General features: G+C 47.7%; 22 protein-coding genes and 8 tRNA genes. 9 read left to right on the forward strand and 21 right to left on the reverse strand.

From position 1 onward, the window contains the following. Nucleotides 1–129: 129 nt before the first annotated feature. On the forward strand, nucleotides 130–801 hold the full coding sequence (locus BLS14_RS32000) for a phosphatase PAP2 family protein (protein ID WP_063568139.1): 672 nt from the start codon (nucleotides 130–132) through the stop codon (nucleotides 799–801). Nucleotides 802–945: 144 nt separating this feature from the next. Here the strand turns inward: BLS14_RS32000 and BLS14_RS32005 are convergent, their stop codons facing one another. Further along, entirely contained in the window at nucleotides 946–1,725 is a 780-nt protein-coding gene (locus BLS14_RS32005; RefSeq protein ID WP_063568140.1) for an AraC family transcriptional regulator, read from the reverse strand. A 112-nt stretch (nucleotides 1,726–1,837) separates the two neighbouring features. On the opposite strand from BLS14_RS32005, the gene pyk reads away from it, so the two are divergent. Continuing rightward, on the forward strand, nucleotides 1,838–3,253 hold the full coding sequence (pyk, locus tag BLS14_RS32010) for a pyruvate kinase (RefSeq protein WP_064642858.1): 1,416 nt from the start codon (nucleotides 1,838–1,840) through the stop codon (nucleotides 3,251–3,253). Between the two features lie 134 nt (nucleotides 3,254–3,387). Here the strand turns inward: pyk and BLS14_RS32015 are convergent, their stop codons facing one another. Together BLS14_RS32015 and BLS14_RS32020 are read right to left on the reverse strand one after the other, a co-directional pair. Then, complete coding sequence (locus BLS14_RS32015; RefSeq protein WP_090955842.1) at nucleotides 3,388–4,917, reverse strand: methyl-accepting chemotaxis protein; 1,530 nt, start codon at nucleotides 4,915–4,917, stop codon at nucleotides 3,388–3,390. A 164-nt stretch (nucleotides 4,918–5,081) separates the two neighbouring features. Further along, the gene (locus BLS14_RS32020) at nucleotides 5,082–5,531 is read right to left on the reverse strand and encodes an SRPBCC family protein (protein ID WP_090812056.1); all 450 of its coding nucleotides are present in this window, start codon (nucleotides 5,529–5,531) and stop codon (nucleotides 5,082–5,084) included. A 283-nt stretch (nucleotides 5,532–5,814) separates the two neighbouring features. Between BLS14_RS32020 and BLS14_RS32025 the strand changes: the two genes are divergently transcribed. Genes BLS14_RS32025 through BLS14_RS32035 form a run of 3 tightly spaced genes read left to right on the forward strand, consistent with a single transcriptional unit; the run spans nucleotide 5,815 to nucleotide 7,927 of the window. Further along, on the forward strand, nucleotides 5,815–6,552 hold the full coding sequence (locus tag BLS14_RS32025; protein ID WP_063568144.1) for a WecB/TagA/CpsF family glycosyltransferase: 738 nt from the start codon (nucleotides 5,815–5,817) through the stop codon (nucleotides 6,550–6,552). 23 nt (nucleotides 6,553–6,575) lie between these two features. Next, nucleotides 6,576–7,121, forward strand: a complete 546-nt coding sequence (locus BLS14_RS32030; RefSeq protein WP_090955844.1) for an AAA family ATPase — start codon at nucleotides 6,576–6,578, stop codon at nucleotides 7,119–7,121. Continuing rightward, complete coding sequence (locus BLS14_RS32035; protein WP_090955846.1) at nucleotides 7,118–7,927, forward strand: helix-turn-helix domain-containing protein; 810 nt, start codon at nucleotides 7,118–7,120, stop codon at nucleotides 7,925–7,927. Before BLS14_RS32030 ends, BLS14_RS32035 begins: the two co-directional genes overlap by 4 nt. A 63-nt stretch (nucleotides 7,928–7,990) precedes the next feature. On the opposite strand, the gene BLS14_RS32040 is transcribed toward BLS14_RS32035, so the two are convergent. Beyond that, entirely contained in the window at nucleotides 7,991–8,524 is a 534-nt protein-coding gene (locus BLS14_RS32040; RefSeq protein ID WP_079697762.1) for an MOSC domain-containing protein, read from the reverse strand. Nucleotides 8,525–8,787: 263 nt separating this feature from the next. Here BLS14_RS32040 and BLS14_RS32045 point away from each other — a divergent pair, with 263 nt between their 5' ends. From BLS14_RS32045 to BLS14_RS32055, 3 genes are all read left to right on the forward strand, one after another. Next, a complete protein-coding gene (locus BLS14_RS32045) occupies nucleotides 8,788–9,144 on the forward strand; it encodes a DUF1304 domain-containing protein (RefSeq protein WP_176854914.1) in 357 nt (118 codons plus the stop codon). A 119-nt stretch (nucleotides 9,145–9,263) separates the two neighbouring features. Then, complete coding sequence (locus BLS14_RS32050) at nucleotides 9,264–10,064, forward strand: DUF4261 domain-containing protein (RefSeq protein ID WP_090812050.1); 801 nt, start codon at nucleotides 9,264–9,266, stop codon at nucleotides 10,062–10,064. Nucleotides 10,065–10,294: 230 nt separating this feature from the next. Beyond that, nucleotides 10,295–10,654: a hypothetical protein gene (locus BLS14_RS32055; protein WP_063568149.1), complete on the forward strand. Its 360-nt coding sequence runs from the start codon at nucleotides 10,295–10,297 to the stop codon at nucleotides 10,652–10,654. Nucleotides 10,655–10,811: 157 nt separating this feature from the next. Here BLS14_RS32055 and BLS14_RS32060 read toward each other — a convergent pair whose 3' ends face one another. Continuing rightward, nucleotides 10,812–11,306, reverse strand: a complete 495-nt coding sequence (locus BLS14_RS32060) for a GNAT family N-acetyltransferase (protein ID WP_090955850.1) — start codon at nucleotides 11,304–11,306, stop codon at nucleotides 10,812–10,814. Beyond that, nucleotides 11,303–11,812 (reverse strand): hypothetical protein, encoded by a 510-nt coding sequence (locus BLS14_RS32065; protein WP_090955853.1) that lies wholly within the window; start codon nucleotides 11,810–11,812, stop codon nucleotides 11,303–11,305. Before BLS14_RS32065 ends, BLS14_RS32060 begins: the two co-directional genes overlap by 4 nt. A 158-nt stretch (nucleotides 11,813–11,970) precedes the next feature. Between BLS14_RS32065 and BLS14_RS32910 the strand changes: the two genes are divergently transcribed. Continuing rightward, the gene (locus tag BLS14_RS32910; protein ID WP_157258625.1) at nucleotides 11,971–12,120 is read left to right on the forward strand and encodes a hypothetical protein; all 150 of its coding nucleotides are present in this window, start codon (nucleotides 11,971–11,973) and stop codon (nucleotides 12,118–12,120) included. An 83-nt stretch (nucleotides 12,121–12,203) separates the two neighbouring features. Here the strand turns inward: BLS14_RS32910 and BLS14_RS32070 are convergent, their stop codons facing one another. The 15 genes from BLS14_RS32070 to BLS14_RS32140 form a co-directional block, all read right to left on the reverse strand. Continuing rightward, nucleotides 12,204–13,217 carry a LacI family DNA-binding transcriptional regulator gene (locus BLS14_RS32070; protein WP_063568153.1) on the reverse strand — a complete coding sequence of 338 codons (1,014 nt, stop codon included), beginning with the start codon at nucleotides 13,215–13,217 and terminating at the stop codon, nucleotides 12,204–12,206. Nucleotides 13,218–13,321: 104 nt separating this feature from the next. Then, the gene (iolB, locus tag BLS14_RS32075) at nucleotides 13,322–14,131 is read right to left on the reverse strand and encodes a 5-deoxy-glucuronate isomerase (RefSeq protein ID WP_090812047.1); all 810 of its coding nucleotides are present in this window, start codon (nucleotides 14,129–14,131) and stop codon (nucleotides 13,322–13,324) included. Nucleotides 14,132–14,216: 85 nt separating this feature from the next. Beyond that, nucleotides 14,217–15,269, reverse strand: a complete 1,053-nt coding sequence (gene iolG, locus BLS14_RS32080; RefSeq protein WP_090955855.1) for an inositol 2-dehydrogenase — start codon at nucleotides 15,267–15,269, stop codon at nucleotides 14,217–14,219. Nucleotides 15,270–15,339: 70 nt separating this feature from the next. Further along, the gene (locus BLS14_RS32085) at nucleotides 15,340–16,815 is read right to left on the reverse strand and encodes a CoA-acylating methylmalonate-semialdehyde dehydrogenase (protein ID WP_269453533.1); all 1,476 of its coding nucleotides are present in this window, start codon (nucleotides 16,813–16,815) and stop codon (nucleotides 15,340–15,342) included. Between the two features lie 72 nt (nucleotides 16,816–16,887). Further along, the gene (gene iolC / locus BLS14_RS32090; protein WP_090955857.1) at nucleotides 16,888–17,898 is read right to left on the reverse strand and encodes a 5-dehydro-2-deoxygluconokinase; all 1,011 of its coding nucleotides are present in this window, start codon (nucleotides 17,896–17,898) and stop codon (nucleotides 16,888–16,890) included. A gap of 110 nt (nucleotides 17,899–18,008) precedes the next feature. Then, on the reverse strand, nucleotides 18,009–18,911 hold the full coding sequence (gene iolE, locus BLS14_RS32095) for a myo-inosose-2 dehydratase (protein ID WP_090955859.1): 903 nt from the start codon (nucleotides 18,909–18,911) through the stop codon (nucleotides 18,009–18,011). 178 nt (nucleotides 18,912–19,089) lie between these two features. Continuing rightward, nucleotides 19,090–20,955 (reverse strand): 3D-(3,5/4)-trihydroxycyclohexane-1,2-dione acylhydrolase (decyclizing), encoded by a 1,866-nt coding sequence (gene iolD / locus BLS14_RS32100; protein ID WP_090955861.1) that lies wholly within the window; start codon nucleotides 20,953–20,955, stop codon nucleotides 19,090–19,092. Between the two features lie 318 nt (nucleotides 20,956–21,273). Then, nucleotides 21,274–21,344: transfer RNA gene (locus BLS14_RS32105), tRNA-Gly, on the reverse strand. A gap of 9 nt (nucleotides 21,345–21,353) precedes the next feature. Continuing rightward, a tRNA-Pro gene (locus BLS14_RS32110) sits at nucleotides 21,354–21,427 on the reverse strand. Nucleotides 21,428–21,434: 7 nt separating this feature from the next. Further along, a tRNA-Leu gene (locus BLS14_RS32115) sits at nucleotides 21,435–21,513 on the reverse strand. A gap of 15 nt (nucleotides 21,514–21,528) precedes the next feature. Further along, nucleotides 21,529–21,605 (reverse strand) — tRNA-Arg (locus BLS14_RS32120). 7 nt (nucleotides 21,606–21,612) lie between these two features. Next, a tRNA-Gly gene (locus BLS14_RS32125) sits at nucleotides 21,613–21,687 on the reverse strand. Between the two features lie 10 nt (nucleotides 21,688–21,697). Next, nucleotides 21,698–21,778 (reverse strand) — tRNA-Leu (locus tag BLS14_RS32130). Between the two features lie 6 nt (nucleotides 21,779–21,784). After that, a tRNA-Lys gene (locus BLS14_RS32135) sits at nucleotides 21,785–21,860 on the reverse strand. 7 nt (nucleotides 21,861–21,867) lie between these two features. After that, nucleotides 21,868–21,953 (reverse strand) — tRNA-Tyr (locus BLS14_RS32140). Nucleotides 21,954–22,033 lie beyond the last annotated feature (80 nt).

Here is a 22,033-nt window from a genome sequence, read left to right on the forward strand (position 1 = left end):
AAGTGCTAAAATGTCTATTATAGTAATAATAGAATGATTCAGTGCAGGGGTACGACATTTCTGCAACGTCATATATATGAAGAGTTAAGATGAAAGCTGCGAAATGAAGAACAAAATCAGGGGGATACTATGAAAGCATTATTTTTGCGCTGGGGACATTTGCTGGCAATCTTATGTATACCGCTTCAAGGTTCCATTTATGTTTTGTTGGGCAGTAACACCGGAAGTGATGTCTTCTACAATTATGCCTGGATTGATACACAGATTCCTTTTATCAAAGAATTTATTTATCCTTATGTCAGTTGGATGCCGATTCTGTATCTTGGATTTCTCTATTTGGGTCTAACGAACAAATCGCTATTCTGGCGTATGATAATTACCTATAACGTAGGGGTAATCGCAGCCAATATCGTTTTTGCGGTCTTCCCTACTTACGTGCCGCGACCAGAAGCTATCGGAACAGGTCTAAGCAGTGCGCTCGTACAATTTATTTATACCAATGATGCTCCATTCAACTGTTTTCCAAGCATTCACTGTCTCACAAGCTATCTGCTCTTCATTATCATCAATCGCCATTTGAACTTCAAACCACTGGCACGAATCTCCTGGTCGATATGGCTGTGGCTGATCATTGCTTCGACGGTGTTTGTGAAGCAGCATTCGCTGCTGGATGTAGCAGGCGGCATTCTGTTCGCGGAAGCAGCGTACTGGGCTGTGCATGTATTTGCGGTTCGCGCAGGTCTGGCAAGCAAAAAAACAAAACAGCCAATCACGGCTACAAATACAAGCAGCAACGCTTAGTGTATGATTTATATGGCAAAGGCAGGAGTAATTCGACTGTCGTGAGACCAAAAAGAGGGCCGAGGCCCTCTTTTTTTTGCATGAATGCAGCTTGATGTTTAAATGTAAGAACTTTTCAAGACGAGACCATGAAGACCCTGTCTTTCATACAATAGGTGGACGTTCATGGAGCAAATCAGATGGAGGACTTCCCATTAGACGCTTGAATATCCGGTAAAAATAAGACAGATCACGGTAACCGAGAAATTCTGCAATTTCCTGAATAGAGAGTTGTGACTCGGTAAGCAAATACACCGCCCTTTTCATTCGTTGATCATGAACATATTGGCTGATCGTCTGATTCGTCATGCTTTTAAATAACGCGGCTGCGTAATTTGGGGTTTTACGGATCTCGTCCCCGAGCTCTTCTTTCGTAACTTTCTCCCGGTAATGCCGCTCAATGTATCGCTTCATCCGCTCCGCATGAACATGTCTCTCCGGTGGAATAACTCCGCGATCCAGTTCCCTATTTATATAAATAAGTACTTCCATCAATAAGGCTTGGCTCATCATGACATAATAAGACGGACGTTCCTGCCATTGTTGTTGGATGGCTTTCATGCGTTCATGAATCAGTTCATAACATCCAGGCTTATGTCGCAAGGCCTCACTCCGTTCCAGCGCGGGCAAACCTTGTGCATGATCCCCCTGTAATTGAACTACAATTTGCGTGTGGGTTACGGTAGGAATACTTTTGCCGTAATACGGAATGCCAGCGGGAATTAGCAGCAGTTCACCTTTCTCCATGATCTGCTTCTCTCCGTTCACCCAATATACACATTTTCCATAAGTAACCAAGCTCAATCGCCAAGTCGCCTGTGACTGCACCGCTTCTTCGTACCAACCAACACCATTAATGTGTCGTACTTCTAATGGAGTGACCATAACACACCTCATTATTGGACTATATTCTAATCATTGTACTATAGTTCATACCCTGATTCGACAGAAAACGCTACAATACACATATAAGCAAACATATGAGGAGGAAAATAGCATGTTGAAAACAAAAATTATTTGTACTATGGGACCTGCTTGTGACTCAATCGAATTGTTAAAAGTAATGATTCAGGAAGGGATGACTGTTGCCCGTCTGAACATGGCTCATGGTGAGCTGGAAGATCACGTGGCACGGATTAACAATATCCGCAAAGCCGCTTCCGAATTGAATACGTATATACCGATTATGATGGATATCAAGGGACCGGAAGTTCGTATTGGCAAGCTGAAAGAAGCATCCTGCCACCTGCAAGCCGGTAAAGAGCTTATCCTGACTACCGAAGAAATTCTTGGTGACGCTGAGCGTATTTCGGTAAACTATCCGGAATTGAACCTCGTTGTAAAACCTGGCGATCGCATCCTCATCGATGATGGTTTGGTGGATCTGACTGTACTCTCCGTGGAAGGATCCGATATTCACTGTAAAATCATCAGCGGCGGCATTCTGAAACCACGTAAAGGGGTTAACTTGCCAGGAATCAAAACGACTTTGCCAGGTGTAACGGAACGTGACGTTATGCACATCGGATTCGGGATCGAAAACGGTATCGAAATCATCGCTGCTTCCTTTGTTCGTAAAGGCGACGACATTCGTGAAATTCGCAGTATCCTAAAAGAACGCGGTGTAGATCATGTACAAATTATCTCCAAAATCGAAAACCAGGAAGGTATGACCAACCTGGACGATATCATTGAAGCATCTGACGGTATCATGGTAGCGCGTGGAGATCTCGGGGTTGAAGTACCAATCGAAGACGTACCTATGATGCAAAAAGAAATGATCGATAAATGTAACCGTGCAGGTAAACCGGTTATCGTAGCAACACACATGCTGGAATCCATGCAAGTGAATCCGCGTCCAACTCGTTCCGAAGTTAGTGACGTTGCTAACGCTGTTCTTCAAGGGGCAGACGTTGTAATGTTGTCTGGTGAATCGGCAGCAGGTAAATATCCGGTACAATCCGTGCGCACGATGGCTGCTGTTGCTCGCCGTGCTGAAACGATGATTGATTACAAAGAACAATTCAACCAAAAATCCGCTCAACAAGTAGCTGATATTACCGAAGTTATCAGTCAGGGAGCAGTTAGCTCCTCCCTCGTCCTGAATGCCAAAGCGATCATCACTTCTACAGAGAGTGGATTTACGGCGCGTATGATCTCCAAATATCGTCCGAAAGCACCGATCATCGCGGTTACACAGCATGAAGAAGTACTCGCTAAAATCTGCTTGCTCTCCGGTGTCATTCCGGTTATGGGCGACAAAGTAACAACAACCGATGAAATGTTCGAGTCTGCTACACGCAATGCAATCAAAACTGGTTATATCGAAAAAGGGGACATCATCGTATTGTCCGCTGGCGTACCGATTGGTCAATCCGGTAACACCAACTTGATCAAAGTTCAACAAGTATAATTCAACACATCGAATTGCATATATCGTTTCGTTGAGAATACAAAACCACCGAGAGCAGAAATGCATCTCGGTGGTTTTTTAATGCAATTCATTTTATCATTCAACAAATCGAAAGGGTTACACCGTTTCCAACCTTACAAATTCCGTGAGTAGTTCACCAAATCCTGCGACATCATATTGATCTCATCCATCGAGGCGTTTACCTGCTGTGTTAGGGCAGCCTGATTCTGCGTCAGTGTGGACATGTTGCCAATGTGCTCCAGAATCTGGTCAATGAACGTCTTCATTGCCTGCATGCTATCTTCAATATTGACGGTTGCCTGCGAGCTATGGTCAGCTAACTTCCGCACTTCCCCGGCCACAACTCCAAAACCAAGACCAAGTTCTCCCGCTCTGGCTGCTTCGATTGCTGCATTCAGACCCAGTAAATTGGTTTGGCTGGCAATTTCACGAATAAACGCTGTAATGTTTTGGGTATCATCTGCACTGCTCTTCACCTGAATGGCCGCATCCGCGGATAACTCTTGCGCAGTAACCAGTTCCTGAGCCTGATCGGTGATCGAATTAATTCCACGCACCATCTCACCGATAGATTCGGATAAAAGTTTTGTTTTCTGATTCATCGCTTCAACGATCTGTTCCTTATTTTTCTCATGTGTCACATCACGAATGGTTCCCGCTACACGGAGTGGTACACCGTTACCGTCCCGAACCGTCTCGCCACCTGCATGATACCAGCGATATTCCCCATTCTTACGTTGCAGACGGTAATCAAGATCATAAGGTGTCAGTCCACTGTAGTCATTCATGTGCTTGGCAAATTCATTGATCGTCCGGTCATGATCGTCCGGGTGAAGCCGGCTGCTCCAACTGCTGAACACATTCGGGAAATCCTGCTCATCGGTAAACCCAAGCTCTCGGCGAAACTGTGGTGACCACCAAAATTCATTATTCGGGTTAACCACATCTCCGGCCACAACGGTCATATCCCACGGTGCTTCCACTAATGCACGATTTACCAGGTCATAACGGGTAACGAGTGCTTCCAACTCGTCGGATTTGCTCTTCTCATCATGAATATCAAACATGATTCCCAGAAGTTTAACCGGAACGCCTTCGTCATTTCTGACAACTTGTCCAAGACACCGGAACCAGCGTACCTCTCCACTCTTCGTTATCATTCGGCTCGTTACGTTGTATGCAGCCATCTCAGAAGACTTATTAATGTTTTTCGTAATCTCCTGAACCAACTGGGGTCTGTCGTCGGGATGGATGGATTTGGCCCAACTTGCGAAAGCATCGGGATAATCCTTCGTATTGCTGAAGCCTAACATTTGACGAAATTCATTGGAAAAAGCAATGATATTATTGCCATCCAGAGGATCTCCTGCAACAATCTCGGACTCCCAGAGTCCAATATTCAACGCCTGATTCAGCATTTTGAGGCGCATTTCCGCTGCTTCATTTTGCTTCTTCAGAATATGTACTGCTTTATTGATATTATGTGCAATTTCACCAGCTTCCTGCAAATCCTCGGTTGATTCCAGCTGATTGTTATATATTCCTTGCTCTGCGTCTTTAACCAGTTTACGACTGTATTCTAATAATTGTTGAAGCGAACCCGCAGGGGCTTGCTTGATGATTTGGATTCGTTTACGAAACATCGCGATTTCTCCTCTAATGTCATTTCTATATATTTCGACATAATTAGACATTAAATGTAGAGGGTTTTCATTCATTTGCGAAAACAACATGAAAAAAACGCCTTATCAGCGCTTTTTTCATATTGTTATGATGTTACATCCATATATCTCTCGCTATAGGACCTTTACCAGCCAAAATTCAGCGTTTCGCCCGTCTCTGCCCATGTCTTGATACTGCTCAAGATCATCCACCAGCTACTCTGTGCGTTTTCAAAAGATGGATGGTTGTCCGTAAATTGGTCATTAATCAATATTAACTTCGTACATTCCCCTACCTTCTCCAGCTGGAACACTACTCTGGATTGAAGCTCGGCGTGATTGGCGTGGTAGGAAGGTCCGGGATGCTCAAGGTAACTTAATAGGGATAAAGGTTCGAATTCGAGAATATCACCGTACACATGAACCGTCTCTGCACCATCATTCCCAGGCCCTACATAGGCGAACGGCTGGCCCGGTTGGAAATTGGAACGAAGTTCGCTGCCAAAAAAGCTGCTCCGTGTACCGTCCGGCGAGATCAGGGCATTCCACACATCTTCCTGTCCGGCATTAATATAGAACTCATATTTCAATTCCATGAACTCACTCCCTTTATGTGTTGTATTGAAGGTACAACTGACACTTGCTTGCAACACTATCCTATCGTTATACCCCAAACGAAGTATTGTAAAAACACGACAACAGCGAAAATAAAAGATTTTAGATGCCATGAAGCTTGATAATTCGGACTTTTCATCCGGTGCTAAACTTCAACAAATATAGTGCTTTGCCAGGAGATCAGATATACTAAAATGGAATGAAATAACAGGAAATGTATACAAGCTGGGGACGGATAGTTAGCATCCAGAAAGGAACTAAAATATGAACCAAACAACAAATATTATGGGAATCCCATTTCCCAATATAACTATGGATCAGACGGTTACGATTCTTGGTGATGTAATCGATCAGAGACAATCCGAACTGTTCCATGTCATCACAGGCAATCCGGAAATCGTCATGTCTTGCCAGAAGGATCAGGCGCTTCGTTCAGTCGTAGATCAGGCAGGTATTGTGACCGCTGACGGCGCGGGCATTGTTATGGTATCCCGCTTTCGGGGTGGACAATTGACCGAACGGGTTACAGGTTGTGATCTGCTTTTTCGTTTGTTGGAGGAAGGAAGCCGGAAGAATTGGTCCTTTTATATGTTCGGGGCAGAAGAAAGTGTCAGTAAGAGGGCTGTGGATGTTATTGCGCAAAACTATCCGGGAGTCGTTGTGCGTGGCAGACATCATGGATTTTTCACAACGGACGAGGAGCAAAGCATTGTAGAAGAAATTCAAGAGGCACAACCTGATTTTCTTATTGTGGCCCTAGGAGCACCCAATGCTGAACACTGGATCAACAAATATCGCCATCAACTCAATGCTCGTGTAGCCATCGGAGTCGGGGGAAGCCTGGATATTCTGGCCGGCAAAACCAAACGAGCACCTGCCATATGGCAGAAGCTTAACTTGGAATGGCTTTATCGACTGCTCAGCCAGCCTTCCAGATGGCGCAGACAACTTATTTTGCCACGTTTCGCTGTTCGGGCGTTGTTGTTCAGAGAGCAAAGGTAATATCAAGGGGGACTGATTACAGAATGATCGGTGAACAATCCAAGATCAAATTCAGGCCAAACAAAATACATATTATCGGCTCAGTCGGCAGCGGCAAATCTACATTGGCCCGCCTCTTATCCGCGAGGTTAGACCTTCCTTATTATGAGCTCGACAACATTGTGTGGCACCGTGTACCTCAAGGACAGGATATTCGCAATAACCCTGAGAAGCGGGACACACTCCTGCAAAAAGCCGTTTATTCCAATCAGTGGATTATTGAAGGAGTACACTATGAATGGGTGGAAAGAAGTTTCGAGCAGGCTGATCTTATCGTCTATTTGAATACCCCCGTGTGGAAAAGGAATGTGCGCATTCTCAAACGTTTCACAGTACAGAAGCTCGGGCTGGAACAAGGAAATTACCGACAGACTTTCACTATGCTCTGGAAGATGTATAAATGGAGCTATCAACATGACCATAAGGAAAAGGCGCTAATCATGGCGTTTTTGCAGCCTCACCAACATAAATTGTGCATGGTTCGTAACGAAGCAGAATTGACGAGATACCTGGAGGAATTGACGAGATGAAACATGCGGATCATGCTGTCAGACCCAGTATGGGTCTTCTGAATCTGGATGCGGGCGACAAAAGATATTGCCTGACACGTTATTCCCCTTCCGAAGCATTGAGTTCTTTGGTCAAGCATTTCTGGATCGTCTCCTGGGATCTTTCCGGGCATGATCCATATCCGCAGCATGTGGTTCCGAATCCCTGTGTCAATCTGGTGGTAGAGCGGGGAAACACCTTTTTCTTCGGTCCATCTGGACAGAAATTCTCCTATCTTGTCCGTGGAAAAGGAAGCGTGTTTGGGGTGAAGTTTAAGCCTGGAGGCTTCTATCCATTCATTCGTACTCCCGTATCCACATTGTATGGAAACCCCTTGGATGTCTCTGGTGTGCTTGGTATCGATGTTCCACTGCTCGAAGAACGTCTGCTCGGGGACGGAAGTGATGCGGACAAAGTCAGTTATATGGATCAGCTACTTTGTAAACATCTTCCTCCTCCTGATGATCAAACCATTCTGGTCAGCCAGATTGTGCTGCAGATTGAGCAACAACGGGATATGTTGAGAGTCGATGACTTATCTGCCTCCTGGAATATACACACCAGAAAGCTCCAGCGCCTGTTCAATCAGTATGTGGGTATCAGCCCCAAAATGGTGATCAAACTCTACCGCCTGCAAAATGCTGCTGAGCTGATGGAGCGGGGTGTGAATTGCGATCTGGTTAAGTTTTCCCAGGACCTTGGATATCACGATCAGTCGCATTTTATCAAAGACTTCAAGTCCATAATCGGCAGCACACCTGAAGAATACGTCCATTCCAGAGGATAAACTGAGATTTACTACAGTCGAAGCAAAGGGCTAGACTGCAATGCAAAAACCTGTCCTGAAGCCTCAGGACAGGCGAATAACTTCGATAGTATCTCCGGTACGAATGATGCCTTCACGCTCGACTGAACAGACGATTCCGCGTTTTTTGCGGGCGGCTGGCACGAACTTTTTGCGCAAACCATCCTGTTCGTAGACTTGCTCAATGATTTTTCCAGGGTGTACACAGGGCAGATTCTCCCCTTCGCAGATCAGCCCGGTTCCATCCGGGAACAGAAGTCGGGTCCCGACAGGAAGCTCCGTCAACTTTTCAACGCCACGGATCAGCATGTTGGCACCGAGCCACTCCGGGCGTACTTCAGGAATATTCATCTTCTGTGCTATGAGAGCACATTCCTCTTCTGAGACAATACTGATTTGCCTACGATTTGCGATTGGCGTTCCCCGTTTGTATATTTTCTGGCGGGAGTCCGCTGGGCGCAACAGACCGTAATGCCGATCACTCGGAATTCCAGCGAGCTCAATATCGATAAAAGGTACGACTCGTGTAACAAACGTTGATGGATCATCCGCCAGCAGGACGAATTGAACGGTTCCCACACCCACGCTAATCCCCCTTTTCCATGAGTAAGTTCACTTCTTTATTGTTCATTATTACCCAATGAATGGATTTTCGATAATCAGCGTATGATTATCTTTGTACTTAATCCGCGGCGTCATTATAAACGAGAATCATGAACTCATTAACAATTTACACAATTAATTTGTGTAAAATTAAATTTATACTTTCAGTTCGGATGGCAAACATTTATACTGAGTGGGACAAGTAAATAAATGACATATAAGAAAGCAAGGTGTTTCTTTTGATTAGTATCATTTTCGTGGCTATTGTAGCCATTGAGCACTTCTACATCATGGTGATGGAGATGTTCCTGTGGACCCGTCCACGCACGATGAAGACGTTCGGTCTTACCCCTGACCTAGCGAAATCCACCAAATCACTGGCTGCCAATCAAAGTCTGTACAATGGATTTTTGGCCGCAGGTTTGATCTGGGGTCTCTTTTATCCAGATGCATCCGTTGGACAGCACATTCAGATCTTCTTCCTGGCATGTGTCATTATCGCCGCCCTCTACGGAGGTGTAACCGCTACTCGGTCCATCATTATTAAACAAGGGCTGCCTGCGATTATTGCATTACTTCTCGTTCTTTTCCTCTGATCACCTGATGGCCATTACCATGCCGGGATTCATTAAAAGCTCCAATGTGGTAAGGTATGGTTATAAAGGCATCGGATTATGCCTAATCACTGTGATTGGTCTGGAAAGGAGAACTTTTTATGGGACTGTTTGACAAGCTTCGACGCCGCAAAAAGGAAAACTCCACCGCAGGTGGAGCCGTACATACTGCTCCATATAGCGAAACCATCGTTGGATTTGTTTTGCTGGAACACGAAGATTGTAATTTTGATCACTTCATTAGCACGATGAAAAACGAGTGGAATATTGAGATTGACGAACGTCCGGAGGAAGGCAATCTTTTTTTCGAAGTGGATGGAATGCAAGTGGTGTGTGCACACATTAATGCTCCTATTCCTGACCACGAAGTAGAGGAAAATGCCAAATTAAATGTGCTGTGGCAGGACGCGGTACAAGTCACTTCAAGACATCAATCTCAGATTATTGTTTCTGTACTGAATGCAACTGACGCCATTCAGGCACATATTCTGTTCACCCAAACAGCGAGTGCCTTGCTCCAGCTGGACCATGCGTTGGCTATATATATGGCGCCACTTGTGGTGGAAGCAGGCCAGTACGTGGACATCAGTCGTTTAATCAAGGATGGTGAGCTGCCCGTCTCCCTCTGGATTTTCATCGGACTATTTCAAAGTCCTGAAGGCGCATCGGCCTACACTTATGGGTTACGCAACTTCGGGAAAGAGGAGATGGAAATCACTCAATCCGCAAAGCCGTTAAGTGAAGTATTTGAAATGATGTATATGACTGCGACTTATGTTGTTGAAAACGATGTAACCCTGCATGACGGCGAGACGCTCGGCTTCTCAGCAGAACAAAAGCTGCCCATCAACCGCTCGGAAGGAATAGCCACAGAGGGTAGCAGCTTGAAGATTGGTTTTTAGGCATCGTTAAGAGCCGTCCAGATTCCTCGTGACTGGGCGGCTTTTTTATGTTTGATTTCCGATTTAGCTCATCAACATACGTTTCCCTGAAGTTGTATCTGCTAGGAGGACATAGTTCATAAGTATTAGAATATAGTGAACTTTGTTTTCATCTCTGCAAATTGAGGGTATAATTAATAGGTCAATAGACTTATATCGTACATAATATTTTATCGTAAGGGAGTTGCCAAATGTCTGTAAAACGATTGGATTCACCTAAACCTATTATTGAAATAGTTTGGGAAGGGATGGTCTCTCCTGAACAGGTGGAACAAACAAATACCGAGATAAAAAAAATAGCGGAGCAATTGGGTAATTCATTTGATGTGCTGGTGGACATGCGCAATATGAAGGCATTTCCTCAGGATACAAAAGAGAAAATTGTGGAGCACCAGAAGCTGCTGGCACAGTGGGGCATGAAGCGTGCGAGTGTAGCGGTAGGCGGGGCGATTGCCAAAATGCAGCTGAACCGGATCTCCAAAGAATCGCAGCATCAGACCGAATTCCAATGGGAAACATATGATGAAGCTTTGGCTTTTTTATTGAACTAATTAAATAGGGCTGTTATGTGAGCATAATGGAAATATGGTGCGATGAACATGCAGGCATATATATCTTAAGGCGCTTCCCAGCATATAAGGGGAACGCCTTTTTGTATTTTGCAAACCCTCCATATGAAATGAATATGTTCATCTGTTTGCTATAAGATCATGGTTTCATCACGCACACCATCGTTACAGATGTGCCACACATGCCCTGTTCGACGAATCCGAAACGCCGATAAAGCCGAATTGCTTCGTTATCGGGATCAACACTGAGCGAAACGGCGTCAATGTCCCGCTTTCGAGCCTCATCTAACGCCGCCTGAATGAGAAGGGTGCCTATTCCTTTGCCACGCGCTGTCTCAACCACAGCCATTCCCATCTCGGGTGTAGCCGCATTTACATAACCATATCCCGCATTCTGCTCATTAAAAAATCGCAACGTCACCGAACCCATACGTTTGCCCTGAGAATCCACGGCGATAAATCCGAAATCTCCCTCTCTCCCCCAACCTTCAACGTACTTGGACATGCCGGGGCTATGAATGATCTCAGGTTCAAAAGGCTCTTCGCCCTCCCGCTTGAACATGGATGCATACAACATCTCCCACAGAAAAGGGATATCCTGCTCTTCAATCGGACGTAATTGATATTCCGTCATTTTTTACCCTCCTTCAAATTGGTAAAGAGGCGTTCCATTTCATTTAAATTAAAATCATTGGTAATTTCATAATTTTCAAGTTGATCTCTAGTTTTGTATCCGCTGTAGATAGAGACGGCATGTTCGTTATAAAACGTAATTCCAAAGCCTTCTGTAAATCGATCTTCTTTCTTCGTCAAAAGCTGCCAGTCATAGTAATATGGGTTCCCCTCCGATCGCTCGGAGATATCTATTTGCTTTACTCTTCTTAATTCGATATCCTTCGCAAGCTTTAATATCTTTCTAATCTCTTGGGGATCTTTAATAGTCACTTCTTCTTCATCGTATGGATCGGTGGTCGGTATTTTTTTGATAATCAGAATGTCCAGTGTATCCAGCATACTCATATGATCCGTGACTTCAGCTCGAAAGGTGGTATGTTGTCTCGAAATGTACATGGGTATCACAATAGCTGCAATCACGATTACAACGACCACACCAAGAATGGTTTTGGTTCTTTTTTTCATTGAGCTCTCCTCTCGTTATTGGGTGAATCAGGAAATTAAAGTTCATTATAAGTATACCACCTCATCCAAATATTGTTCTAGATCATTAAAATAACCCATTAAATACATGCATTTTATAAAGAAAAAACCTCTTCATAATGATCTCCAGTGTTGCAGCCATGTCGGAACAGAGTGCGGCTTCCACGGAAGAGGTTGCTTCTTCCACGCAGGAACAGTTCAATTACATTACAAGCATCTCGGAACGTTCCAATGAGCTGGCGCAGCATGCCAATACACTGTACGAAGAAGTGAAGAAGTTCAAGATTTAACTCAAACAAGCCACGTTCACCCTTAGGTGCACGCGGCTTGTTTTATGTGGACGACGTATATGTTTCAGGACCGGGCTGTAGTCTTAAGATTGATCTGATACCTTTCCTGTTGAGTCTCTAATGACCAATTCAGGCTTCAGGACAATTTTTTGCGGTGATTTACCTTCATCTTTTAGCTCATCAATTAATAAATCAACGGCACGACGCCCCAGATCCTCAATAGGTTGGGCAACCGTCGTCAGAGGCGGACTGGTTACCGAAGCCAGAATCGTATTATCGAATCCGATGATTGATACATCTTCTGGCACACGCAGTCCTAGTTCTTTGGCAGCCTGAAGCGCACCAATTGCCTGCATGTCGTTACAACAGAAGATGCCTGTGGCTCGATTCTTTTCCGTGAGCAGCACGAGCGCCTCTTTTTTGGCTGAACCCAAATCGGCATATGACTCTCTCACCTGATCGGCTTCAAGAGAGTAACCCGCCTGCTCCAATGCTTCACGAAATCCGCGTACACGTTCCTGACTGCTGCTGACTTTGAACGGTTCGGACAGCACCGCTACGTGACTATGACCCAATTCAAGCAGATGCTGTGCTGCCAAGGCGCCACCAAGCCTGTCATCGATCGCAACGGTATGTACCGATAACGACGGCATATGACGGGCAATCAGAGCAACAGGTATCGACTGTTGCAGGAGTGGAGACAGAATCTCGGCATTGTCGATACCTGTTCCGATCATCATGCCGTCGACCCTTTTTTGCTGAAGCAGATTCAAATACCGCTCTACCCGCTCGTCCTTATTATCTGTGCTGCAAATCACGACGCTATAACCCAACTGCCGACTGCGATCTTCTACCGCTCTGGCCAGCTCGGCAAAATACGGATTAGAGATATCGGGCACGAGCAGCCCGAGCGTGTATGTCTGCTTACCCGTAAGTGCAGCAGCAATAGCGCTCGGCTGGTAGTGAAGCCGCTCCATGATCTCCATAATCTCGGCGCGCCGCTTCTCGCTAATTTTACCTTTGCCGTTAATGACCTGTGAGACGGTTGCAATGGATACCCCCGCCTCGCGTGCTATATCATATATGGTTGCTTTCATTGTTATTTCCCCATTTGTGCTATATATAAATTCCCTTATATATAGGTAATCGTTTTCTTCTCATTATGCAGGGGGAAGTCCGCATACGCAACTTGAAGCCAATACTACTTTTTATTCATCAGCCAATCATGGTCCGGGTCGTTATGGAACTTCCAGGTCCGGGTTGGTCCTGCCATCACATTCAGATAGTAGACGTCGTATCCCGGAGGAGCACCTACCGGATGGTATCCACACGGAACAAGCACAACTTCGCCGTTGTTCACTGCAATCGTCTCATCTACAGCTCGATCATCGGTGTATATCCGTTGGATGGCAAACCCCTGCTCAGGCTGCACTCGGAAATAGTACGTCTCCTCTAGCAATGATTCGTCAGGCAGGGCGTCCCGGTCATGTTTATGCGGCGGATAGCTCGACCAATGTCCATCTGGTGTAAACACCTCAACGACAAGCAGACTGTCTGCTTCTTTTTGTTCCGGCAATATATTGTGAATCTGTCGTTCTAGATTGCCGTAACCACGCGTCTCAACACCTACATCTTCCGGGGCAATCAGCCGAGCTGGATACGTGCCTTTACCTGGTGCTGCACATATGGCAATCTCCAATGCGGTAAGAGCTGTTAACTCCACTCGATCTGAACTGGATACGTAAATCGAATACGGAGGAATTTTTTCAAAAACACTCATTCTTTTCCCGATATTCTCCCACGTATATTCACGAGTACTTACATTCGCCAAGCCGCTGAGAAGCACAATACAGAGTTCCTGATCCCCGCTCTCACGAGTTAGGGTCTGTCCCTCCGCAAGCTGCACCACCTGGAACCCAACATATTCCCATCCCGCAGACTCTGGCGTGACCGTCAACAACGTTCCGTCTGCTTTTGGATTCAACACAGGTTTTACTACGCGTTCTGACATGCTTCCTTCCACTCCTTCCGGTATTTATCCGTAATCCTGACGGCTGTCTATTAGATGAAATGAACTTGTTATTTTGAAAATAGCTCTACTGGGCAACCGTCTGCGATTCCACCGACATCCCCGGGACTTCCCGCAGCTTCACAGGTCTGCCTTGTTCCATGGACATGCGTGCGGCGAATGCGATGCGTTCTGCCTGAACGGCATCATTCCCGTTTACGATGACAGGTGTATCGTTCCGAATCGCGTCGATGAAAAGAGCAGTCTCCTGCACGTACGCTTCGTTGTATCTCTCCAGGAAAAAGTGCAGCGGCTTGTCGCGCATCAATCCATTTGCTGTACTAATTTCTGCCGTATTCGGATGATCGTTCGCAGCTGTTGCGCTGCCCAATGAGCCAAATACCTCGACTCGCTGATCGTATCCATATACCGCTTGGCGGCTGTTATCAATGACGCCGATTGCTCCATTTTTAAAACTCAACGTCACAATGGCCGTATCCACATCGCCGTGTTCCGCAAAAACAGGATGAATCAGCACATTGCCCTGGGCATAGACTTCCTCCACCTCACTACCGGACAGATACCGGGCCATATCGAAATCATGGATCATCATATCCATGAAGATTCCGCCAGACACCCGGATGTACTCCGCTGGCGGCGGACTCGGGTCACGAGAAGTAATTTTAATAATATGCGGATCACCAATCGTTCCCTCCTGCACATGTGCACGTACCCGTTTGAAGTTATGATCGAAGCGACGATTGAATCCGATTTGCAGCTTTACCCCAGCCTTCTGCACGGCTGCAACAGCTGCCTGAGTCTGATGAAGATCCATACTGACCGGCTTCTCGCAAAAAATGTGTTTGCCCGCCTGGGCTGCCTGTTCAATCAGGGGTACATGCGTATCTGTTGAGGAACAGATCAGCACTGCATCCACATTTGGCATGGCGATCAGCTGGCTGCTATCTGTCGTTACCACCGGAATACCACGGCTGGAAGCCCACTCCTCCAGCTCGGGTCCTGCAAACAAATCACTGATGCCAACAATCTCGGCATGCGGGTTGCGCAGGAGATTGTCCGCATGAATTTTACCAATACGACCAGCGCCGATAATGCCAATTCTCACTTTATCCTTGCCCATTCCGTTATCCTCCCTGTATGTGTCCATGTGGACTCAACGTTCTTCCATTGGCTGGGTATGCCCTGAGTGACTACCAGCGGGCAGTAACCATTTTTTTGCGAGTATAAAATTCAACGCCATCTGTACCGTTGGCATGCAAATCACCGTAGAACGATTTCTTCCAGCCGGAAAAAGGGAAAAATGCCATTGGCGCAGGTACGCCCAAGTTAATGCCCAGCATGCCTGCATCAATCGTCTCACGGAATTGGCGCATGCTTGCCCCACTGCGGGTGAACAGGCAAGCTCCGTTGGCAAAGTCGGAACGGTTGGCCAGTTCCACTGCTTCCTCCAACGTAGCTACCCTCGCTACCGAGAGCACCGGTGCAAAAATCTCGTCCTTCCAAATCTTCATAGTGCTCTGCACCTCATCAAATACCGTCGGACCAACGAAATAACCGGACTTGCCTGTCGCTTCATCTTTGCGACCATCCCGAATCAGAGCAGCGCCTTCCTGTTCTCCGGATTCAATGTAGCTGAGTGTACGTTCCTTATGCGGACCACGAATGACAGGACCCAGGAATACCCCTTCATCCATGCCGTTACCAATGGTGATACGATCTGCTGCTTCCACCAGCTTTTGCACCAGCGTGTCAGCAACATCGCCGACGGCGACAACAACCGAGCAGGCCATACACCGTTCTCCGGCTGAGCCGAAGGCCGCACTGGTGATTTCTTTCACCGTCAGATCAAGATCGGCATCCGGCATAACGATCGAGTGATTTTTGGCACCAGCAAGCGCCTGTACCCGTTTGCCATGTGCGGATGCGGTAGTGTAAACATATTCAGCCACAGGCTGTGAGCCGACAAAAGAGATCGCTTGAACATCCTTGTGTTCAAGCAGTCCATTCACGACGTCATGCGCACCGTGAACGATATTGAGCACGCCGTCCGGAAGCCCTGCTTCCTTGAACAGCTCAGCCAGACGGCCTGCCAGCAGCGGTGTGCGCTCGGACGGTTTCAGGACAAAGGTGTTGCCGCACGCAATCGCCAGCGGGAACATCCAGCACGGTACCATCATCGGGAAGTTGAAGGGGGTTATCCCCCCAATAACACCGATCGGATACCGATACATGCCTGACTCCAGCCCGGTGGCAATGTCGGGCAGCTGTTTGCCCATCATCAGGTTCGGGGCGCCTGCTGCGAATTCGACACATTCGATGCCACGTTGCACTTCGCCGTAGGCTTCCGCGTAGCTTTTACCGTTCTCCAGCGTAACCAGCCGGGCAAGTTCTTCCCAGTGCTCCACCAGCAGCTGCTGGTAGCGGAACAGAATCCGTGCACGGCGGGGAACCGGTGTGCCACTCCAGGACGGGAACGCCTCCCGTGCCGTCTGGACGGCCAAATCCACATCCGCCTGTTCAGACAGCGGTACGTGTGCAATGACCTCTTCCGTAGCCGGATTTACGACCGGCTCCGTACGGGTTGCCGCCGGGGCCACCCAGGCACCCCCGATCCAGTTTTGAACCATTGTCGCTGTTACTGACGCTTCTGAAATTCCTTTTCCCATAGCCCTGTCTCCCTTCGCTTATATGTGCGTTGCGTCGAATCACTCCATGTACTCCAAGTACTTCAACACGTTTCAAGACACCGTAATTTCGCCCCGATTGCAGCGTTCGATATAGTCATTCACTTGTTCCACCGTTGGCATCGCATCCGAGCAGCTATGGCTGGAGATAACGATACATGCTGCCGCACTGCCAAACGCCATACTGCGTTCAATCGTCCATCCCTGCATCAACCCATACAGGAATCCCGCCGCATAGGAATCACCTGCTCCAAACGTCTTCACCACACGCGCAGGGTAGCTGTCCGCTTGATGAGATAGCCCTTCGCCGGTATAGGCAATAGAGCCTTCCTTGCCATGTTTGATGACGACAATTTCAGCTGAGAAATCGAACCATTTTTGTGCGGTCACCTGATCGCTATGGTCTGGATTATGGTCAAACGTCTCCATCATGTCGAACTCTTCACGTGTGCCTAGAATGATATCGCATTTCTCGGCTGCGAGGTTATAATAGACCGCCGTCTCTTCGGCTGATGTCCATGTGTAAGGACGATAGTCCAGATCAAACACAATGATTGTGCCATGCTTTTTCGCATACGCCAGCGCCTGGAATACCGCTTCACGCGATGGGCTCTGTGCTAAGGCTGTACCTGAAATGAGCAAAACTTTGGAGTCGGCAATTAGCTGTTCCTGCACCTCTCTCGACTGCAATAGCAGATCAGCCACGTGGTCACGGTACATTAGAATGCTGCAATCGGTTGGACTTTTGATCTCGGTAAAAGCAAGTCCTGTCACCGCTCCGGTATCGTCCGTTACCACATTTGACGTATCGATCCCGTTCCGCTCTAGATAACTGTTGATGAACCTGCCCATCTGGTCATTCGCGATTTTGCCGATAAATGCCGTTTCCATACCGAGCCTGGACATGCCAATCGTGATATTAGCCGGAGATCCGCCCACATACTTCGTAAAGGTCATCGTCTCTTCCATCGGGCGATTGATCTCATTGGCATTCAAGTCGATACACAGACGGCCAATCGCGGTGAAATCCATCTTCCTGGAATCAGGAAAGGATACGTAAGTCATTGTATTTGAACCCCTTTCTGTGATGGGATTTGGAATGATACACTCATCAAACTACACTTATAATCTGCTTTACCTCATGGTACGGCTCTCTCCCGATGGCCATGACTTTATCAGCTGTGCTGGTATAAGGACTCCATATATTGCAACGATCGCCGCGCGTACTCATACGGATTATGAATCGCAGGGTCCTGTTCCCCTTCAAGCATCGCCCAGCCATCATACCCCCGTGTGACCAACTCCTGCAGAATCGGTGCAAAATCAATACATCCATCTCCGGGAACCGTAAATACCCCTTTACGAATACAGCCCACAAAATCAGACTGTTCCGCCCGTGCTTCGTCCAGCACTTGAGGACGAATATCCTTTAGATGAATATAGGCAATCCTGTCATAATGCTTGCGTAGGAGAGTTAACGGTTCAGCTCCGCCGTAGTAAGCATGACCTGTGTCATAGAGCAAATAAACAAGAGATGGGTCAGTCAGTTCCATCAATTTATCGATCTCATCCGGTTGCTCAACAACGGTACCGCCATGGTGATGATACGTCAGCTTCAACCCGTGCTCACGGGCGATGGCACCTGCTTCGTTCAGCCCCTCAGCAAAGATGTGCCATTCCGATTCACTGAGGCTCAACACTTCTTTTTCATGCGGTGTCCGCCTTGGGTCAAAATGCAGGGAGCCACCTACTTCCGCCGTGCTAATCACCGTGCTGCCCATCGATTGCAGAAACTCCGCGTGTCTGCGATAGCTGTCCAGCTCAGACTGGCGATACGCCGCGTCGGAGAACAATACCGATTTCCACTGGGAAACGAGGCGTATATTGCGCTTGCCCAGCTCCTCCCGCAATGTGTCTGGATCCGTGGGATATTTGCGTCCCATCTCCGTACCTGTCAGGCCAAGTCGCTGAATGTCATCCAGAATCTGTTCACATGTTGTTGCATCACCATGCTCCTTTACATCCTCTCCGACCCAGTTGATCGGATGAATCCCGAGCTGAAATGGCAGCTTGTTCATGGCTCCACGTCTCCTTTTGTGGTTCAACATTTTTGCATCATTCGATGTAACTCGTTGCTGGGTGAAAATATTTAGAGGAAGAAGCACCCTGATTCATACAACATATATACACGTGAAGCATTCCCTCTTTATCATGCAGATGTGAAAGACACTCTTTGAATTTATGCAAAATGGCCTATTAAACAGGTCTTACTTTGGCACGGTTTGCCTGCATGGCGTGGTGAGCCGTTACCACCTTTTCCTCGTTGGACACTTCTGGCACGCCCACATTCCACCAGGACTCATATCCGCCAGTATTGGTTCCAGGCACGACTGGAATTTCGATCAGTGTAGTCACGGTCTCATTCCGTGCATCTCTGATCGCCTGCTCCAATTGTTCTGTCGTCTCTGCCTTATAGGCTTTGGCTCCAAGGCTGCGGGCATGGGCTGCAAAATCCATAGGCATGTAATCCCCGGTCAGTCGTCCGCTCTCCGATTCCCGATAGCGGAACTCGTTGCCAAAACCGTCACTTCCGTGCTCCCGTTGCAAATTATGAATACACTGAAATCCGTTGTTGTTGAATAGTAAAATCGTTATCTTCTTCTGTTCCTGCAAGCTCGTCACCAGTTCAGAATGCAGCATAAGGTAACTACCGTCACCCACCATGGCATACACTTCACGATCCGGCTCGGCAAGAGCTGCCCCGAATGCCCCGCTCACCTCATAGCCCATACAGGAGAAGCCGTACTCCATGTGGTATGTTTTCGGTGCCGAAGCGCGCCACAGACGGTGCAAGTCTCCAGGCAAACTTCCCGCCGCACACACAATGACGGAAGAAGGGTCAATGGTCCGATTAATAACACCGACCGCGGTCGTCTGTGCCAGTCCTGCCTCATGTTGCAGCCCATAGAGTCGATCTACCTCGGCGTTCCACTCATTCCGCAGATTGGCGATCTCGGATGTTCCGTATTCACTGTGGTACTGCCGTCCCTGTAAAGCCGTTTGCAAAGCTTTCAGACCTTCCCGTGCATCCGCCAGAATCGCTTCGCCACCCAATTTGGCGGCATCCATGCCGTTCAGGTTAATATTGATGAATGCCACTTCGGGATGCTGAAAAGCGGAACGAGACGCCGTCGTAAAATCCGAGAATCGGGTGCCGACGCCGATTACCACATCCGCTTCTCTGGCAAGCCTATTGGCAGCCAGCGAGCCGGTCACACCGATAGCTCCCACATTAAGTGGGTGGTCCCACGCCAAGGCACTCTTGCCAGCCTGCGTCTCGGCAACCGGAATGCCAAATGCCTCGGCGAATTCAGCCAGCTGTGTAGATGCCTCGGCATACAACACGCCGCCGCCTGCTACGATCAGCGGCTTCCTGCCACGGGCAATCTGCTGCGCTGCCCGTTCTATTGCCGCCTGGACCGGGGGACGACGGTCCAGGTAATGCACCTTGCGGGCGAAGAACGATTCAGGGTAATCGTACGCCTCTGCCTGCACATCCTGCGGCAGCGCCAGCGTTACCGCGCCCGTCTCCGCCGGGTCCATCAGCACGCGCATCGCCTGCGTGGCAGCAATCATCAGCTGTTCGGGACGCACAATGCGATCCCAGTATTTGCTGACCGCTTTGAACGGATCAGTGGCTGAAATCGTATAATCGCCGCTTACTTCCAGCTGCTGCAGCACCGGATCTGGTTCACGCGTGGCAAAGTTATCACCTGGAAGCAGTAAAACGGGAATACGATTGACCGTTGCCGTTGCCGCTGCGGTAATCATGTTCAGTGCTCCTGGGCCGATGGATGTTGTGCAGGCATATATCTGTCTACGGTTCTTCTGCTTGGCATAGGCTGCTGCCGTATGTACCATGCCTTGTTCATTTTTACCCTGCATATACGTCAGACTTCCAGAACTACGTTCCAGTGCCTCTCCAATACCAGTTACGTTACCGTGTCCAAAAATGCCGATAACGCCTTTCACAAACTTGGTTTCCACCCCATCAACGGAAATATATTGCTGATCCAGATATCGAAGCAGTGCCTGAGCCATCGTCAGTCTAATGGTTGTCATGGAATGATCATCTCCCTTCCCTTTACGGGTTAAGCGCTTAATCTATGTTAAGTTTAAGCGCCTTACCCCTATAGGTTAAGCGCTTAATTGATATAGTATTACAGGCCGAAGGATTAGGCAAGATATTTTTGTAAGCGTTTTACAAAATGGCAAATAAACATAGCTTTATCACTGTGGGTGTTGTGTATTCTCCCACTGTTCATAAGCTATGATCCGATAAGTTACTAACATTGAACTATGTATTCGAAATCTGATGGAAACGTAAAAAAATACAAAAAAAGATATGGCAGAAACCATCTCTTTTTTGTATTTCTATAAAGCGGGTGATGGGAATCGAACCCACGCTATTAGCTTGGAAGGCTAAAGTTCTACCATTGAACTACACCCGCATGTAAAAATCGGGATGACACGATTTGAACATGCGACCCCCTGGTCCCAAACCAGGTGCTCTACCAAGCTGAGCTACATCCCGTTATCTATACCGGCGAGAGGACTCGAACCTCCACGGTTTCCCACTCGATTTTGAGTCGAGCGCGTCTGCCATTCCGCCACGCCGGCATATAAAGTTATAAATGGCGCGCCCTGAGAGATTCGAACTCCCGGCCTTTTGATTCGTAGTCAAACGCTCTATCCAGCTGAGCTAAGGGCGCAAAATATTGGAGCGGAAGACGGGAATCGAACCCGCGACCCTCGCCTTGGCAAGGCGATGCTCTACCGCTGAGCCACTTCCGCATATAAGGGATGCGCGTGGAGGGACTTGAACCCCCACGTCAAAGACGCTAGATCCTAAGTCTAGTGCGTCTGCCAATTCCGCCACACGCGCATATAATGGTGAGTCATGAAGGGCTCGAACCTTCGACACCCTGATTAAAAGTCAGGTGCTCTACCAACTGAGCTAATGACTCGAAAAACTGGTGGAGGATGATGGATTCGAACCACCGAACCCGTACGGGAGCAGATTTACAGTCTGATGCGTTTGGCCGCTTCGCTAATCCTCCAGGATTACATGGTGCCGGCGAGAGGACTTGAACCCCCAACCTACTGATTACAAGTCAGTTGCTCTACCAGTTGAGCTACA

Source organism: Paenibacillus sp. OK060 (assembly GCF_900101205.1).
Taxonomy (GTDB): Bacteria; Bacillota; Bacilli; order Paenibacillales; family Paenibacillaceae; genus Paenibacillus; species Paenibacillus marchantiae.